This is a genomic window from Undibacterium sp. JH2W (assembly GCF_049340425.1).
Taxonomy (GTDB): domain Bacteria; phylum Pseudomonadota; class Gammaproteobacteria; order Burkholderiales; family Burkholderiaceae_D; genus Undibacterium.
In genome coordinates this window covers 69,198-85,837 of record NZ_JBMPOT010000003.1, presented here as the reverse complement: position 1 = coordinate 85,837, position 16,640 = coordinate 69,198, and the positions used below count along the sequence as shown (strand labels likewise).

Genomic DNA, 16,640 nt, shown 5'->3' with positions numbered 1-16,640 from the left:
AAGGCAAGCCTCAAGCTTGCTCTGGATGTTGCCACAAAAGCAAATATGGCTCTTGCAGCAGTCCCTGAGTCTGAATAAGACTGCGAGAGTTTAACGAAGTTCGCCAGATTTAGTAAAAGTTTTAGTTAATTTCTTCCACTCTATGGCAGGCGACGAGCCTATTATCAAATGGTCTCAATAATGGTATTTCTTGCCGGCATCTTTCAATGGCGTGCGGGCAACGATTATTGAAGGCGCATCCAGGTGGTGGTGCCAGCGGTGAGGGCAATTCACCGTTCAACATCATTTTCTGCTGGCGTTGCGCCGGATCTATGCGTGGTGTTGATGCCAGCAATGCCTTGGTATAAGGGTGTAGCGGACGCTGAAAAATACTTTGCTTATTACCATGCTCTACCGTTTTCCCCAGATACATGACCAGAACATCGTCGGCAATATGTTCAACCACCGATAGATTATGAGAGATGAACAGATAGGCAACGCCGTTCTGCTGTTGCAAGTCCATTAATAAATTCAAGACTTGTGCTTGGATTGATACGTCCAGGGCAGAGACTGGTTCGTCGGCGACGATTACTTCGGGGTCCAGCATGAGTGCACGGGCGATCGCAACACGCTGCCTTTGGCCGCCTGAAAACATATGAGGATAGCGTCCATAATGCTCAGGCCGCAAACCTACTTTTGCCATCATGGCACGTGCTTTTTCTTCCCGTGCTGCTGAGGACGCGTGAGTATTGATGATTAGCGGTTCTTCCAGCATGGCACCCACTTTTTTACGGGGGTTCAAACTGGCATAAGGGTTCTGGAATACCATTTGTACCAAAGGCCGTACTTGTTTGAGCGTAATTTTATCTGCGTGCGCTATGTTTTTACCACCCATCCAGAGTTCGCCGCTGCTGGGTGTCTCTATCATGGTGATCTGGCGTGCGAGGGTAGACTTACCGCAGCCAGACTCACCAACCACAGCCAAAGTTTTACCTGCAGTTAGCTGGAATGAAACACCGTCCAGCGCTTTGGCAAGTGCCCTGGGCTTGAAAAAGCCTTGTGATACTGGGTAATGCTTGGCCAGATTTTTTGCTTCCAGTAATACGGGAGTAGTCGTGGTATTTTGCATCATGCTGCCTGATTAATTTGTGGTGTTTGCCATCCGCTACCCGGCACGCCTTGCGCGTCCAGAGGGAAATGGCAACGCACCTGGGTATTAGGCTGTCCTTGTAATTGCGGCCGTTCAGTTTGACAACGCGCTGTTGCATAACTGCAGCGCGGTGCCAGCAGGCAGCCTGTAGGCCTGTCATACAGACCTGGTACCACACCCGGTATCGTTTGTAGGCGCGCCTTGCCCAGATTGTGCTCAGGTAGAGCTGCCAGTAAAGCTTGGGTATAGGGGTGTTTGGGAGCGTTGAATATTTCTGGCACGCTGCCAGTTTCCAGTACCTGGCCCGCATACATCACCACGACACGCTTGGCAGTCTGGGCAACAACGGCCAGATCATGGGTAATCAACATCAGGGCCATGCCGCGTTCACGCTGTAATTGCAGCAATAATTCCAGCATTTGTGCTTGCACAGTGACGTCCAGCGCCGTGGTAGGCTCATCCGCGATCAGCAGGCGTGGGTTGCACGCGATAGCGATAGCCACCATGACACGCTGGCTCATGCCGCCTGAAAGCTGGTGCGGATAGGCACTCATGCGCCTTTCCGGGTCCGGGATATCCACTTGCTTCAATAAAGCCAGGGCTTTGGCGCGCAAGTCTTTTTCCTTGTCACCCTGATGCAGGCGCAGGGTTTCCATCAACTGAAAAGCCACGGTGTAGCAGGGATTTAAGCTGGTCATAGGATCCTGGAAGATCATGGCAATATCCTTGCCCAGCAATTGCCGTCTTTCCTTATCCTTCATCTTCAGCAAGTCACGGCCATCGAATTCCATCTGATCTGCCCGCACACGTCCAGGAAAATCGATGAGGCCCATCAAGGCCAGCGAAGTCACACTTTTGCCAGAACCTGATTCGCCGACTATGCCGACCACTTCACCTTGTTCTATGAACAGATCAAGACCGTCAACTGCCTTGAATGGCTGAGCTTCCGAGCCAAATTCAACGCTTAGATTTTTAATATCCAATAATGGGTTCATGTGGAAGCGTTGTTTAGCGTTTTAACTTGGGGTCGAGTGCATCGCGCAAGCCATCACCCATGAGGTTAAAGGCAAGTACGGAAATCAGGATCGCCAGGCCAGGGAAGGTGACTACCCACCAGGCGCTTTGTATGAATTCCATTGCGCTAGCGAGCATTGAGCCCCATTCAGGGGTCGGTGGTTGTGCACCCAGGCCCAAAAAGCCCAAGGCAGCAGCATCCAGTATTGCCGTGGAAAATCCCAGAGTAGCCTGGACGATGATAGGGGCAGCACAGTTGGGCAATACGCAATTGAACATCAGGCGTAAATTGCCAGCGCCAGCTATGCGTGAAGCATTCACGTAGTCTTTGTTCAACTCACCGCTGACTGCTGCCCGCGTTAGCCTGGCATACGAAGGCATGAGGACAATGGCAATCGCATACATGGCATTCATCAGGCCAGGGCCAAGTATCGCCACGACCGCAATCGCCAACAGCAGGCTGGGTAAGGCTTGCAGGATATCCATGAAGCGCATGATGATCGTTTCCAGCATGCGTGCAAAGCGGCCGGTCCAACTGCGCGAAAAACCGGCAATCAAACCCAGGGTCACACCCACACTCATGGACAGGGTGACTGAGACCAGGCCTATGAACAACGACAAACGTGAGCCATGAATGAGACGGGACAAAATGTCGCGACCAACCGGATCAGTGCCGAGTATGAATTTACTGCTGCCAGTTGCTGTCCATGCGGGAGGCATCAACGTGGATTCTCGGAATTGTTCTATGGCTGAGTGTGGCGCTATCCATTCTGCGAACAGGGCGCACAGACTCAGTATCCCAACTAGCACCAGGCCGATGACGGCTCCACGGTTTTGCTTGAAATAATGCCAGAACTCGACTATTGGATGAGGCGGTGACAAGTTGGTGGCAGTGCCCGCGGAAGCCGGTAAATTAGTATTACTCATAATTCTGCGATCAAGTCTTTTGTATGATGAAGAGTATTCAGCATGGCATCAATGGCGTATGCGCGGATTGATCACGCCATACAGCACATCAACAATCAGGTTGACAGTGATGACGATGGTGGCGATCAGTAATATCCCACCTTGCACGGTCGGGTAATCACGCCTTTGTATCGCTTCAATCAACCACTTGCCTATGCCTGGCCAGGAAAAAATAGTTTCAGTCAGGATGGCACCTGCCAATAGCGTGCCGACTTGCATGCCGATCACGGTAATCACAGGTATCAGCGCGTTGCGCAAGGCATGCACCCAGACTACCCGCATCCATGACATACCTTTGGCGCGTGCAGTACGAACATAATCTTCTTTTAACACTTCCAGCATGGCAGAGCGGGTCATGCGGGCAATCACAGCCAAGGGTATCGTGCCTAAGGCTATCGCAGGTAAAATCAGATGCATCACTGCTGATTTGAAAGCACCTGCTTCACCTGATACCAAGCTGTCAACCAGCATCAATCCTGTCACGGGCGGCAGATCAAACAGGATGTCAATGCGGCCAGATACCGGTGTCCAGCCCAGGGTCACCGAAAACATCAGGATAAGCAAGAGCGCCCACCAAAAGATGGGCATGGAATAGCCAGTCAGGGACGCGCCCATGACGGAGTAATCAAGAAAAGTATTGCGCTTCAAGGCCGCCAATATGCCTGCTGGCAAGCCTAGGACAACGGCAAAAATAATCGCGCATAGCGATAACTCCAGTGTCGCCGGGAATAAAGTGAAAAATTCCTTGCTGACCAGTTCCTGGGTAATGATGGAACGACCCAGATCACCCTGGAGGACTTTGCCCAGATAAGAAAAATACTGTTGATATAGAGGCTGATCCAGTCCATACAAATGCATGAGGCTGGCATAGCGCTCGGCGTCCATGCCGCGCTCGCCCGTCATGGCTTCTACGACATTGCCAGGTATCAGATGTATTAATGAGAAGACGAGTAGCGTAATACCGAGGAAGGTAGGGATGACTACTCCCAGGCGTCGAAAAATAAAACCCAGCATCTAAAAACCTTTGGAAAACAGTGCAATTGACTTTTCAGTTTATTGGAAGCAGCAAGGCAAATAGAATCATGGCACCAATTTGCAGCGAGCAAAATTGGTGCCACATTTGTATATTGCTTATTTATCCAAATCCACTTTTTTAAAGTAATGATGTGCGGTGGAATCCATTTTGAAACCAATCACATTCTTACGTACGGGTGTGTAACGCAAAGAGTGTGCCAACAGCAGTAGGGGAGCTTCTTCACGAACGATTTCCTGGGCTTTTTCGTAAAGCTTGGTCCTTTCGGCTTGTTTAGGTGTTGATTTGGCCTTTTGTATCAGCTCTTCATAATCCTTGTTGCACCACCTTGGGATATTGCCGCCACCTTTGACAGCTTCACAGCCCAAAATTGGTTCAAAGAAATTATCTGGATCGCCGTTATCACCAGACCAGCCAAACATCATGGAATGATGTTCTCCCGTTTTACTGCGTTTCTTATATTCCGTCCATTCATAGGTCGTCAGCTTGGTCTTGACGCCGATTTTTGCCCAGTCGGCCTGTATCAGTTCGGCCATGCGCTTGCCATCAGGATTGTAAGGGCGGGACACTGGCAAATACCAGAGTTCCATTTCAAACCCATTGGCATAGCCTGCCTTGGCCAATAATTCTTTGGCCTGGGCGACATCGTAAGGATATTCCTTGATCTTGTCGTTATACGACCACATGGTGGGTGGTATGACATTCTTGGCTATTTGCCCTGTGCCCGCATACACGGATTTGAGTATCGATGCACGATCAACAGCAAGATTCAAAGCCTGGCGCACCAGCTTGTTATCAAAAGGTTTTTTCTCTACATTGAAACCGACATAACCAATATTCAAGCCCTGTTGAGACAGTAGTTTGATATTGGGATCGCTCTTCATTAATTCTACATCTGCCGGTTTGGGCAGGGACATGACATGGCATTCACCTGCCTTGAGTTTGGCGTAGCGCACAGATGCGTCCGGGGTAATCGCGTAGATCAGATTGTCGATTTTTGGGCGACCATCCCAATAGCCATCATGTGCCTTGTAGCGGATGATGGCGTCTTTTTGGTAAGAGACAAACTGGAAGGCACCTGTGCCTATGATTTCTTTGTCGATTAGCTCTGGCGTTCCTGCTGCCTTCATTTTTTGCGCATACTCCGCAGAATGAACAGACATGAAGTCCATCGTCAGCGTCGCGAGAAAAGGAGCTTCCTGGCGCTTTAGTTTGAAGCGCACAGTCAAATCATCGACTTTCTCCAGTTTATCAACGATCTTGGCTATGCCCAGATCCTGGAAATAGGCGTATGTCTGGCCTGGAGTATTTTTATTGAAGGGATGGTTTTCATCTGCCATGCGATAGTAGCTGAACAGGATATCGTCGGCATTCAGGTCGCGGCTGGGTTTGAATTTGGCATTGCTATGAAACTTGACACCCTTGCGCAACTTGAAGGTGTAGGTCAGACCATCTGCAGAGATGTCCCAGGACTCAGCCAGGGCAGGCGTGATATTGGTAGTGCCTGTTTCCATTTCAACCAGGCGGTTATACATCGGTACCGAACCGGCATCAGCAGTGGTGCCGGTAGTGAAAAACTGCGGATTGAAACCTTCCGGGCTACCTTCTGAGCAAAATACCAAAGTCTTTGCTGCCATCGCAGTGCCAGTATGCAAGCCAACAAAGGCGCCCAATACGGCCAAAGCGCCGGTCTTCAACAGCCAATTACCTTTTTTCATCCAGACTCTCCATAGTGAACAAGTACCAGTAAAAAAGCGACAAGTCGATTGTGCCATGGACGACTTGCACAGACTTTTGTATTGTGCAGTAATTCAATAGGTTTTGTATTATTTTGTTACAAGCCCGAAGAAAATTTTGAAAATAAAACTGACAAACATAAATACTGCTATTAGGTAAATGCTCTTACAAAGAAGATTTGCCCTGTGTTGCAAATATGATGAATTGCTGTGAATGGCTATTGCGGCGCTGAGCTATGGAAGCAAAAGATAGGCAATGACATCCAAGCGCCATATGCGATCTGCGCATAAGCAATCATCGAAATCCATACATTTCTAAGCCAGGGCGGCGGTAATGAATTACGACTGCTCAGTCAGAATTATCCTGATGTCGAAACTGAGAACAGGCATATTCTCGTGCTAGTTGGTAATCATGTTTTGGAAATACCAATAGCAAATGTAGTGGAGGCAGCAAACCTGTTTGAGCGCAATATGCATTTGCTGGCCTGTCACGTGGTGAATGTTGATTCGGATAATTTACTCTATATGCTCCACCAAGAGCTGCACTTTGGTTACGCCATTGTATTCATTGGCATCGAGTCTGAACGCGACATGCACATGCTCGGTTAAAGTATCGGTATGACCAAACCAGATCGCATCATAGCGCAGCTTATTTTTTTCCAGCACGAGTTTTAAGTGGCGCTCTTTTAATATCCTTTGCGAGATCAGTTTAAAATCGTCGCAAAATATGGGGGGCGGAAAGCCCTGTCCCCAGACCTGGGTATCAAGTAGTCGTATGAAATCTGTCGTGTAATACGCATCTTCCAGAGGGCCATCGGTTTCCACGACGCGTTCAAGCTGGTGTGCCTGTAGCCAGTTTTTACCTACAGCTTCAAAAGCCTGCTGAAATGCAGAAAAATCTTCTGCGCGTAAAGTCAGGCCGGCGGCCATCGCATGCCCGCCAAATTTTTGTATCAGGCTGGGAGCATGTTTGGATACCAGATCCAGTGCATCCCGCAGATGAAACCCGGGGATGGAGCGTCCCGACCCTTTGATCAAGCCTTCGCCGCCAGGGGCAAAGGTAATTGTTGGCCGGTAGAATTTATCCTTGAGGCGGGATGCAACGATGCCGATGACACCCTGATGCCAGCTTTCATCGAATACGGTGATAGTATTGCTGTCTTGTGGCTGGAAATCATCAAGATGGAGTAGGGCAACATCCTGCATTTCGCGCTCTATGTCTTTGCGGTCAGCATTGATGCTGTTCAATTCCTGGGCAATTTGCCAGGCACGGCCTTCGTCATCCGTCGTCAGGCACTCTATGCCTAGCGCCATATCTGCCAGGCGGCCAGCAGCATTCAACCTGGGGCCTAGTGCAAAACCCAGGTCAAAGGGACTGGCATTGCCTGGTTCGCGGCCAGCGATGCGAAATAAAGCTGCGATCCCGGCACACATGCGGCCAGCACGCATGCGCTTCAAGCCTTGTGCCACCAGAATGCGGTTATTCGCATCCAGTTTCACTACGTCGGCGACTGTGCCTAGTGCGACCAAATCCAGTAAAGTATCCAGCTTGGGTTGGTTTTGCTGGTCAAATACGCCGCGTTGACGCAATTCTGCCCGCAAAGCCAGTAACACATAAAACATGACGCCAACGCCAGCCAGATTCTTGCTGGGAAAGCCGCATTCAGGCTGATTGGGGTTGACGATGACGGCGGCGTCTGGCAAATGGTCGCCCGGTAGATGGTGGTCTGTGACGACTACGGCTATACCCTGGGCATTGGCTGCTGCTACGCCATCTACACTGGCGATACCATTGTCGACGGTGACGATGACGTCCGGCGACTTCTCTTTTTGTGTCAATGCGACGATCTCTGGTGTCAGGCCATAGCCATATTCAAAACGATTCGGGACAATATAGTCAACATTCGCGCCCAGCATGCGCAAGCCACGCAAGCCTACTGCACAGGCAGTTGCACCATCACAGTCATAATCGGCAACGATGACCAGTTTCTTCTTCTGTGCAATGGCATCAGCCAAAAATTGTGCTGCCTGACCTATATGCAATAGCCCGGCGGGTGGCAACATTGCATTGAGTTCAGTGCTAAGTTCTTTTTCTTCTGTTGCTCCACGCGATGCATACAGTCGTGCCAGGACGGGATGCAGGCCATTCTGGCGCAGCATTTCAGATTCACGGAAAGGACAGGGACGTACAGTAATGCGTGTCATGAAATCGTAAATAAATGATGTAATGAGGGTTTGACCCAGAATTTACGCAGCGACCAGGGCGTCAGATCAAAGCTGGCCAAGCTGTGCGCATTGCTAAATATCAGCTTCAGGCTGGCTGGCTGCTTGCCTTTCAGGCCTGCCACCAAAGGCGAGAACCAGTTTGTTTCCAATTCATGCATGCCGTCCAGCCATAATGCCCAGTCATTGCTGATCGCTGGCTCGCATAGCTTGTCCAATAAGACGGCCTGGGACTTGGCCCCGGCATTTGACTGCATATCGTGTTGCTGGTAAGTCTGCGCAGTATATTGCTTAAGCTTGGGGTCGATCGCTTGTGCCCCGCCAGATATCCAGACAGAGTTAATGACTTTGGCGCCGCGCATTTCACGTTGTGCATTGACATCGTGAGTGAACCACTGCATTTGAATTTCATTTTGCAGTTTGCGCCAAGGGCGTTCAAATTCGCCTTTCGGCATCCAGATGTCAATATTGTGGCCGCTGGCAGCGTCTACGGTTGCTGTTTGCAAGTCGGCCCATGCATCAGCACGTAAAAACCAGGTTTGCGCATCACCAAATAAAAGCTGAAAACCCATTTCTTCGCAGCTTGCCTTTGCTACTTCAAACAAGAGACGGGATTCGGCTGCGCTGATATCCAGGCGTCGCTGATCGGTCAGCACCAGGTGATCACGGGCAATGTGAATATGTACGGGTTGCAAGATGAACCAATGACCAGCTTCAGGTGTCAGGGCCAGGCTTTGCATGCGGTTCCAGGAAATTGCCGGGCTATTCGCTTTGTCTGCGGGAGGAAACTGGTCCGCAAGCCAGTATTCATAACTCAAGGCACGCGAGAAATCGTCTATGGTTTGCAAGCTGGCTTTGCCTGCGCAAGCGATCAGCCTGGCCAAACCAGGGGTGCGCATTTCTTTTAACAGGTCTTTGGCTAGGCTTGCTGGGGGAATCCCAAACGGGATTATCAATTCTAAATGGCTCATAGTGCTGTATTGTATGGCAAACGTATGGCAAACTGCTGGCTGCCTTCACAACAAGTGTAAATGCAGTGAAAAATCTCTCTTTTGAATGGCTGGTCGGCTTGCGTTATACGCGGGCAGGCCGGCGTAGTGGCCGTAATGGTTTTATTTCTTTTATCTCGCTGATCTCCATAGCAGGCATAGGTTTGGGTGTAGCAGCCATGATTGTTGTTATTTCAGTCATGAACGGTTTCCAGAAAGAAGTGCGAGACCGCATGTTGTCCGTGCTGGCCCATGTGGAAGTGTTCGATGCCAGTGGTGCTTTGCCTGACTGGCGCGCTACAGCACTGGAAGTGCAAAAAAATCCAGCCGTCAAGGGTACTGCCCCTTATGTGGATGGACAGGCCATGATCATACGCGAAGATGTCATGCGCGGCGTTATCCTGCGCGGTATCTTGCCAGAAGAAGAGCCCAAAGTGTCTGATGTCGCCAGCAAGATCAAGGATGGTAAATGGGCAGACTTGCGCGCAGGCGAATTTAATATCATCCTGGGTTCGGCACTGGCAAGCAACTTACGGGTGCGGGTGGGAGAAAAAATCACACTGGCCGCGCCTGAAGGGCAAATGACACCCGCCGGGATGGTGCCAAGGCTGAAAGCGTTTACCGTAGTCGGTATATTTGAAGCCGGTCATTATGAATATGATTCAGGTATGGCTTTCATGCACATTGAAGATGCAGAGAAATTCTTCCGACTGAATTCACCATCCGGCCTGCGCTTGCGTATCAAGGAAATGCTGAAAGCACCCCAGGTGGCGCTGGAGCTGTCGCGTACCCTGTCTGGCGATTTGCTGATACGTGACTGGTCACAGCAGAATAAAGTGTATTTTGCTGCGGTAAAAGCAGAAAAAACCATGATGTTCATCATCCTGACACTGATTATCGCAGTGGCTACATTTAATCTGGTGTCTACCCTGGTCATGACTGTGACAGACAAGCAGGCGGATATTGCCATCTTGCGTACTCTGGGGGCAGCACCCTCGTCCATCATGAAAATATTCGTCATACAGGGAACCATCGTTGGTTGCCTGGGGACGCTCTCTGGCGTGGGCCTGGGGCTATTAATTTCCCTTAATATCGATGTGCTCGTGCCTTTTATAGAAAATTTACTGGGTATACAGCTACTATCCAAAGAAGTATATGTCATCAGCAAATTGCCATCTGATGTGCAATTGTTTGATGTGCTGACCATAGGCGGTGTTGCTTTGGTCCTGGCCATGTTGGCCACCATTTATCCTAGTTGGCGTGCTTCACGCGTGAAACCTGCGGAGGCATTGCGTTATGAATAATCAAGTACTGAACAAAGAAGAGAATGAAGTTGCGGTTTTATCCTGCAGCAATTTGGCTAAGACGTTTTCTCAGGGGCTGGAATCTGTCAACGTCCTGAAAGAAGTCAACCTCAGTATCTTCCGTGGCGAGAGGGTGGCTATCATCGGTGCATCTGGTTGCGGCAAGTCTACCTTGTTGCATTTGCTGGGTGGCTTGGATACGCCGAGTAAAGGTACAGTGACCCTGCAAGGCAAGGATTTTGCCAGCTTGAACGAGACTGCGCGCGGCACTTTGCGTAACCATGCCCTGGGATTTGTATACCAGTTCCACCATCTTTTGCCTGAATTTTCAGCACTGGATAATGTCGCCATGCCCCTCATCATTCGTCGCATGGCGCGCAGTGAAGCACAAAAAATTGCGCAAGCCATATTGGAAAAAGTGGGCCTGGGGCATAGACTCAAACATGTACCCGGCGAATTATCTGGGGGTGAGCGGCAGCGAGTAGCTTTGGCACGTGCCCTGGTGACCCAGCCTGCTTGCGTATTGGCAGATGAACCCACCGGCAATCTGGATGGCAGCACTGCGCAACAAGTGTTTGCCCTGATGCTGGAATTGTCGCGTACTCTAGGCACGGCTTTTGTTATCGTCACTCATGATGCAGGATTGGCTGGTCGCTGTGACCGCGTTTTCCGTTTAACTGATCAAGGTTTGCAACAACAATAAGAAATGGCATGCAAAAGACCAGCAAAATGAATATCAGGAGACGGCACAGCACGTTTCCCCTGGCTCATTTTCCTACCAAACCTGGTGGCTGGTTAGTGCTGGGCTTGTTGTATCTCTTGGGTGGTACAGCCAGAGCCGCTGATACTGTTGAGTTGGTCCTGCAACTGGAAACTTCGCTGACCAGTGATAGCAACCCTTTTCGCTTTTACGAGCAAACTGCTAAACCAGATCCGCCGGATCAAACTGAAACAACAACCAATCAACAGTTCCGCAATCGCGATAGCGTGACTGGTACTGATGTGCGGGCTGGTGCCATTATTCCCATTTTGTCTGAGCGTACGCGTCTGATATTGACTGGTTCTCTGGGTAACCGGCACTATAAAAACTATAAAGATCTTGACCATCATTTGACCGCAGCCGACGCAACCCTGGAGTGGGCCGCTGGGCAAATCGTCAATGGGCATGTGTCCGCAGGTAAGGAAGACAGGTTATTCCAATACATTAACGGCAGTTTGACTGAAAAAGATATTTCGCATCAAAAACGTGCTGCTGCTGACCTGAATTTTAAACTGACAGATGAATGGTCACTGAATGCAAAAGTCGACCGGGCAGGCTTAAATTATGATTTGCCGCTGAATCAGTTATATAACTTTGATGAGCGTGGCCGACAATTGAGTGGGCGCTATTATTCGCCAACAGGCTCTGGTGTTGAAATAGGTAGCCGTTTATCAGAAACCAGTTTTCCTGACCGGAATGCCCAGGATATTGCTGACCTTGATAAAGCCTATAAAGAATCTGAAGTTTTTCTTGATGCAGAGTGGCGCTATAGCAGCAAGTCTGTCACCAGCGCGCATCTTGGGATCATCAAGCGCCAGTATGATGTACTGACTGAGCGCAATACGAACCTGTCAAACATCTTATGGCGCGGTACTTATCACTATTCACCTAAGCTGCGCCTGGATTTGCAGTTGTGGGACCGGCCTTTTACTATCGTAGACCGCACGGTAGTCTATGTCCTGAGTAAGGCCATGCGCTTCGATGCGCAGTGGAAGTACTCAGACAAATCGCAAATGAATTTTTCCACTTTGCTGCAAAATAGCGATAACGTACTCGTCCCCCGTCTGGCGAGCGTGGCTGATGGTGCACCGGGCACCTCGCGCAAAGAAAAGCTGATTCGCATAGGCTTAGGTGGTGCTTATGAGTTTGAGCGGGGTTTTCGCCTGGTGCTGGATAGTTTTTATGAAAAAGTACAGCGAGAATCTGATGGCGTGAATTTGAAACAATCCGTTGTCAAACTGGGGTTGGAATATACCTATGAAAATTTACCAGGGAGTAATTCGCGTATGGGTTTGAAACGCTATCAACATTCCTTGAGTGCTTCTGATAGCTTGCGCTGACCATGGGATTTAAGCAAAGATTGAGCCGTTTCGCCGCCCGTCATCTGGCTAATCGCTGGTTGCCCTTGAATAAAGGCAGGGGAGTAGTCAGTTTCAGTTTTGATGATGTACCTGCCAGCGCCTGTCATCAGGGTGCAATGCTGCTGGAGTTATATCAGGCACGCGGTACTTTCTATGTATGCGGTAGCCTGACAGATGGTATCGAACAAAATCAAGTATGTCATAGCGTAGTCGATTTACAGCGGCTGCTGGAAAACGGGCATGAAATTGGCTGCCACACTTATTCACATACCAATTGCGCCAATGCGTCTTCGGGCTTTTTGCTGGAGGACTGGGAACGTAATCTGGCTTTCTTCAGACAGCACGGTATTACTCACCACGGTTTTGCCTTCCCTTTCGGTGCTTATGATCTGGGCAGTAAACTGGCAGCATCCAAACGATTCTCATATAACCGCATTACCGGTGGCGGTACGCAGACAGTGCGGGCGGATTTGTCTGCCTTGCGTGCGCAATCCCTGTATTCTGCCAGCAGCAATATGGATGCGCTGGGCGCATTAATCAAACATACAGCAACAGAAGGGGGATGGTTAATTTTATATACGCACGAAGTCAGCGAAACGCCAGGTCCCTGGGGTGCCACGCCAGCCTTGCTGGAAGCAGCATTGCAGGCTGCGACACAAGAGGGGTGTCAACTGTTACCTGTACATAGGGCAATAGATTTTTTTCTTTCCTGATCTTAAAAAATGCTTTTCACTCAATTCAGACTTGAGTAAGTTACAATTCTTGCGGTTTTAATCTTAATTTTCAGGTAGCAGATATCATCCATGAGCCAACATAGCCAGTTTACCCTGCTGTCCCAGCGTCGCTTTGCTCCTTTCTTCTGGACACAATTCTTGGGCGCCTTCAACGACAATGTCTTCAAGACAGCCTTGCTCACCATACTGACGTATGACGCATTGTCCTGGACTGACATGAAAGTTGGCCTGCTCAATAACCTGATTCCCGGCCTATTTATTTTGCCCTTTGTGCTGTTTTCTGCGACTTCGGGACAATTGGCTGATAAATTTGAAAAAGGCAGGATGGCCCGCAAGGTTAAGCTGCTAGAGATCGGTATCATGCTGGTCGCAGCGGTGGGTTGGCAAACGCATAATTTGTGGCTCCTGATCGCTGCTGTTTGCGGCATGGGCATACATTCGACTCTGTTTGGTCCTGTCAAATATGCGTATTTGCCACAACACCTGAAGACAGATGAGCTGGTCGGTGGCAATGGCCTGATAGAAATGGGCACCTTTGTTGGCATCCTGTTGGGTGAAATACTCGGTGCCATGCTCGTGGTACACAAACCATGGGGTACTGAATTAGTGGCTGGTGGTGCGATCGTTGTCGCCATCATGGGCTACCTGACAGCCTTGCGCATTCCTGACTCACCAGCCCCAGCTCCTGAATTGAAAATTAACTGGAATCCGGTCACAGAAACGATCAGGAATATCAGCTTCAGCAAGCAAAACCGCCCGGTGTTTTTATCCTTGCTGGGCAATTCCTGGTTCTGGTTTTATGGTGCCATCGTCCTCGCGCAATTCCCTTTATACGCCAAAGATTATCTGCATGGCGACCACAGTGTCTTCGTGCTGTTACTAACGATTTTCTCTTTTGGCATAGGTGCTGGTTCCCTGTTGTGTGAGAAGCTGTCTGGTCATAAGGTGGAAATCGGTCTGGTCCCATTTGGTGCCATAGGCTTGTCTGTATTTGGTTTTGATCTGTATTTGTCCAGTATCAGCTACACCAATGTTGCGACCGTCAGTGCAATGGAGTTTGTTAAGCAAACAGGTAGTTGGCACATCCTGTTTGACATCACAATGATAGGTATTTTTGGCGGCCTGTATATCGTTCCCCTGTTTGCCTTGATACAGACACGTTGCGATCCAAAACATTTGTCACGCACGATAGCAGGCATGAATATCCTGAACGCCTTGTTCATGGTGGTTGCTTCACTGTCTGCTGTGGCGATGCTGGAAAAAGGTTTCACGATACCGCAAATCTTCATGGCAACCGCCATACTGAACGCAATCGTGGCAATTTACATCTTCAGCCTCGTGCCTGAGTTCTTGATGCGCTTTATCGCCTGGATACTGATACACACGATTTATAAGGTCAGAGGTGTCAATACTCAACGCTTGCCGGATGAGGGGGCTGGTATCCTGGTCTGCAATCATGTCAGCTATATGGATGCCATAGTCATCATGGCGTCAAGTCCAAGACCAGTACGTTTTGTGATGGACCACAGGATTTTCAAAATACCATTCCTGTCCTGGGTATTCAGAACGGCTAAAGCCATTCCCATTGCACCAGCTAAAGAAGACCCTTGGTTAATGGAGAAATCTTTTATCGACGTTGCTCAAGCTTTGCATGAAGGGGAGTTGGTTTGTATTTTTCCTGAGGGCAAGTTGACGGCAACAGGGGAGTTGAATGAATTCAAAGGTGGGGTCATGAAGATTCTGGAACGTAGTCCCGTCCCGGTTTATCCTCTGGCTTTGCGTGGTTTATGGGGTAGTTTTTTTTCTCGTGACAAAAGTAATTCATTTGAACGTGCTTTTCGCCGGGGGCCATTTTCCAAACTTGAATTGGTGGTGGGGGAGGCCATGCAAGCCAAGGATGTAACGCCACAAATTTTGCAAGAGCAGGTTAGTCTATTAAGAGGCGATTGGAAGTAAAACTAGCATATTGGCTGCAACGGTATTCACATCAGGGATAAAAATGAAAAGATACATAAGTGGACTGTTGACAGCTTTAATTGTGGCTGGATGTGGAGGTGGTGGCGGTACCACATCCAGCGGCAATACAGTCGCTATTATTGCTACTGAGGCAACAACAAAGAGCAGTACTTTTTTGTCAAAGTCTACGGGTGTGTTGTATCCGATTAATGTGTATGTGCCTGCAGATTATGCAAGCACCAATGATGCGCTGCCCGTTATTTTCACCCTGGATGGTGAATTGAGTAGCGGTCCTTTCGAGATGATGCGCAGAATTTTGATGGACGAGGGAACGCGTGTAATACTGGTTGGCGTCGCCACTGCGGGACATAGAGACTTCGACTATTTGCTGCCTGGGGCCACGGATTTTTATAGATTTTTGAGTAATGAACTAGTACCTTCGATTGAGCTGGATTATCGTGTCAATACCAAACAGCGAACCTTGGTTGGACATTCATTTGGTGCTGATTTTGTACAGACTGCCTTAACGCTCGATAGACCAGATAAGCGTGTCTTCAGGAATTTTGTTGCGATTGACGGTCCATTGCGAAATCCTGTAGAAAATAACCAGCTGGACAATACTATGTTCCTTGCATCTTCAGGAAAAATGCCGGATACGACTTTTATTTATGCGAGTGCTGGTGGCGCCGGCTTTAACAGCGATGTAGAAATCGCCTACCAAAAGATGCTGGCTCGTAATTACCAGGGTTTGAACCTGATACGGTTGCCAGCATATAAAGCGGATCATGTTAGTGTGTTTACTCCTGCTATTACGGATGCCTTGCATTTATTATTCAAAAAATAAATCTGTGGCAGGAGTGTGGAAATAAGTAAATGGCACATGTTGGTGCCATTTACTTATGTCTGACATGAAAATCTGAAGAGATACTTTCCATGTGGCATCATAGTATGAGAATCTAATTCGCAACTAGTATTTATATTGTATTTAATTTCCTTGACACTTGATGTTATTGCTTTAATATTTGATGCGCAATTTAACATTTTGTATAGAAGTTGAAATGCGCTTATGTCTCCATTTTTGAAAAATACTTTTCAAAAATTTATGGTGACACTTAGTTATGTCACACCTCTTTGGTACTTGGGGTTGCAGACTTTGTACCAAAGCAAATGAAATCTGCGCAATCATGGGGAATTTTGATAATGAATATCCAAGCTAAAAAAACTGAAGCTGAGGCTGGTGTTATAGGAATGAAGATTGCACGTGTATTGACTGAGCAGGAAATATTGCTGGTTTCTGGTGGGGATGATAGTAATGGTGGGCAAAACCACGATCCAAGTGCAGGTGAAGAACCACCACCGGGTCATGTCCCTTATCCATGGGAACTGCCTATATCTTAATAGATTTTTACTCGATTTCAGGCATCTGTTATCCGGT

Annotated in this window: 14 protein-coding genes; 7 read left to right on the top strand and 7 right to left on the bottom strand. The window is 48.8% G+C overall.

Annotated features, from left to right (window positions below; genetic code table 11):
* Window positions 1-121: 121 nt before the first annotated feature.
* From ACO0LC_RS04920 to ACO0LC_RS04890, 7 genes are all read right to left on the bottom strand, one after another.
* Window positions 122-1,108, bottom strand: coding sequence for a peptide ABC transporter ATP-binding protein (locus ACO0LC_RS04920; RefSeq protein ID WP_423001203.1), 987 nt, complete (start codon window positions 1,106-1,108; stop codon window positions 122-124).
* Entirely contained in the window at window positions 1,108-2,124 is a 1,017-nt protein-coding gene (locus tag ACO0LC_RS04915; protein ID WP_423001201.1) for an oligopeptide/dipeptide ABC transporter ATP-binding protein, read from the bottom strand. The genes ACO0LC_RS04920 and ACO0LC_RS04915 overlap by 1 nt, the downstream gene beginning before the upstream one ends.
* Window positions 2,125-2,137: 13 nt before the next feature.
* Window positions 2,138-3,070, bottom strand: a complete 933-nt coding sequence (locus ACO0LC_RS04910) for an ABC transporter permease subunit (protein ID WP_423001199.1) — start codon at window positions 3,068-3,070, stop codon at window positions 2,138-2,140.
* Between the two features lie 48 nt (window positions 3,071-3,118).
* The gene (locus tag ACO0LC_RS04905) at window positions 3,119-4,123 is read right to left on the bottom strand and encodes an ABC transporter permease subunit (RefSeq protein WP_423001197.1); all 1,005 of its coding nucleotides are present in this window, start codon (window positions 4,121-4,123) and stop codon (window positions 3,119-3,121) included.
* Window positions 4,124-4,240: 117 nt separating this feature from the next.
* On the bottom strand, window positions 4,241-5,860 hold the full coding sequence (locus ACO0LC_RS04900; RefSeq protein ID WP_423001195.1) for an ABC transporter substrate-binding protein: 1,620 nt from the start codon (window positions 5,858-5,860) through the stop codon (window positions 4,241-4,243).
* Between the two features lie 534 nt (window positions 5,861-6,394).
* Window positions 6,395-8,083, bottom strand: a complete 1,689-nt coding sequence (gene recJ / locus ACO0LC_RS04895; RefSeq protein ID WP_423001193.1) for a single-stranded-DNA-specific exonuclease RecJ — start codon at window positions 8,081-8,083, stop codon at window positions 6,395-6,397.
* On the bottom strand, window positions 8,080-9,072 hold the full coding sequence (locus tag ACO0LC_RS04890; RefSeq protein WP_423001191.1) for a hypothetical protein: 993 nt from the start codon (window positions 9,070-9,072) through the stop codon (window positions 8,080-8,082). The genes recJ and ACO0LC_RS04890 overlap by 4 nt, the downstream gene beginning before the upstream one ends.
* A 65-nt stretch (window positions 9,073-9,137) precedes the next feature.
* On the opposite strand from ACO0LC_RS04890, the gene ACO0LC_RS04885 reads away from it, so the two are divergent.
* The 7 genes from ACO0LC_RS04885 (at window position 9,138) to ACO0LC_RS04855 (ending at window position 16,603) form a co-directional block, all read left to right on the top strand.
* Window positions 9,138-10,394, top strand: a complete 1,257-nt coding sequence (locus ACO0LC_RS04885; protein WP_423001189.1) for a lipoprotein-releasing ABC transporter permease subunit — start codon at window positions 9,138-9,140, stop codon at window positions 10,392-10,394.
* Window positions 10,387-11,097 (top strand): lipoprotein-releasing ABC transporter ATP-binding protein LolD, encoded by a 711-nt coding sequence (lolD, locus tag ACO0LC_RS04880; protein ID WP_423001187.1) that lies wholly within the window; start codon window positions 10,387-10,389, stop codon window positions 11,095-11,097. Before ACO0LC_RS04885 ends, lolD begins: the two co-directional genes overlap by 8 nt.
* An 8-nt stretch (window positions 11,098-11,105) precedes the next feature.
* Window positions 11,106-12,494 carry a hypothetical protein gene (locus tag ACO0LC_RS04875; RefSeq protein ID WP_423001185.1) on the top strand — a complete coding sequence of 463 codons (1,389 nt, stop codon included), beginning with the start codon at window positions 11,106-11,108 and terminating at the stop codon, window positions 12,492-12,494.
* A gap of 2 nt (window positions 12,495-12,496) precedes the next feature.
* Window positions 12,497-13,228 (top strand): polysaccharide deacetylase family protein, encoded by a 732-nt coding sequence (locus tag ACO0LC_RS04870; protein ID WP_423001183.1) that lies wholly within the window; start codon window positions 12,497-12,499, stop codon window positions 13,226-13,228.
* 90 nt (window positions 13,229-13,318) lie between these two features.
* Window positions 13,319-15,205 carry an MFS transporter gene (locus tag ACO0LC_RS04865; RefSeq protein WP_423001181.1) on the top strand — a complete coding sequence of 629 codons (1,887 nt, stop codon included), beginning with the start codon at window positions 13,319-13,321 and terminating at the stop codon, window positions 15,203-15,205.
* Window positions 15,206-15,248: 43 nt separating this feature from the next.
* A complete protein-coding gene (locus tag ACO0LC_RS04860; protein WP_423001179.1) occupies window positions 15,249-16,049 on the top strand; it encodes an alpha/beta hydrolase in 801 nt (266 codons plus the stop codon).
* Window positions 16,050-16,405: 356 nt separating this feature from the next.
* Window positions 16,406-16,603 (top strand): hypothetical protein, encoded by a 198-nt coding sequence (locus ACO0LC_RS04855; protein WP_423001177.1) that lies wholly within the window; start codon window positions 16,406-16,408, stop codon window positions 16,601-16,603.
* Window positions 16,604-16,640: the final 37 nt, after the last annotated feature.

Excerpts from the sequence above, each read along its gene's own strand:
- lolD (WP_423001187.1), top strand. The coding sequence starts at position 10,387 with ATGAATAATCAAGTACTGAACAAAGAAGAGAATGAAGTTGCGGTTTTA.
- ACO0LC_RS04900 (WP_423001195.1), bottom strand. The coding sequence starts at position 5,860 with ATGAAAAAAGGTAATTGGCTGTTGAAGACCGGCGCTTTGGCCGTATTG.
- ACO0LC_RS04855 (WP_423001177.1), top strand. The coding sequence starts at position 16,406 with ATGAATATCCAAGCTAAAAAAACTGAAGCTGAGGCTGGTGTTATAGGA.
- ACO0LC_RS04870 (WP_423001183.1), top strand. The coding sequence starts at position 12,497 with ATGGGATTTAAGCAAAGATTGAGCCGTTTCGCCGCCCGTCATCTGGCT.
- recJ (WP_423001193.1), bottom strand. The coding sequence starts at position 8,083 with ATGACACGCATTACTGTACGTCCCTGTCCTTTCCGTGAATCTGAAATG.
- ACO0LC_RS04875 (WP_423001185.1), top strand. The coding sequence starts at position 11,106 with ATGCAAAAGACCAGCAAAATGAATATCAGGAGACGGCACAGCACGTTT.
- ACO0LC_RS04910 (WP_423001199.1), bottom strand. The coding sequence starts at position 3,070 with ATGAGTAATACTAATTTACCGGCTTCCGCGGGCACTGCCACCAACTTG.
- ACO0LC_RS04920 (WP_423001203.1), bottom strand. The coding sequence starts at position 1,108 with ATGCAAAATACCACGACTACTCCCGTATTACTGGAAGCAAAAAATCTG.
- ACO0LC_RS04865 (WP_423001181.1), top strand. The coding sequence starts at position 13,319 with ATGAGCCAACATAGCCAGTTTACCCTGCTGTCCCAGCGTCGCTTTGCT.
- ACO0LC_RS04890 (WP_423001191.1), bottom strand. The coding sequence starts at position 9,072 with ATGAGCCATTTAGAATTGATAATCCCGTTTGGGATTCCCCCAGCAAGC.
- ACO0LC_RS04860 (WP_423001179.1), top strand. The coding sequence starts at position 15,249 with ATGAAAAGATACATAAGTGGACTGTTGACAGCTTTAATTGTGGCTGGA.
- ACO0LC_RS04905 (WP_423001197.1), bottom strand. The coding sequence starts at position 4,123 with ATGCTGGGTTTTATTTTTCGACGCCTGGGAGTAGTCATCCCTACCTTC.
- ACO0LC_RS04915 (WP_423001201.1), bottom strand. The coding sequence starts at position 2,124 with ATGAACCCATTATTGGATATTAAAAATCTAAGCGTTGAATTTGGCTCG.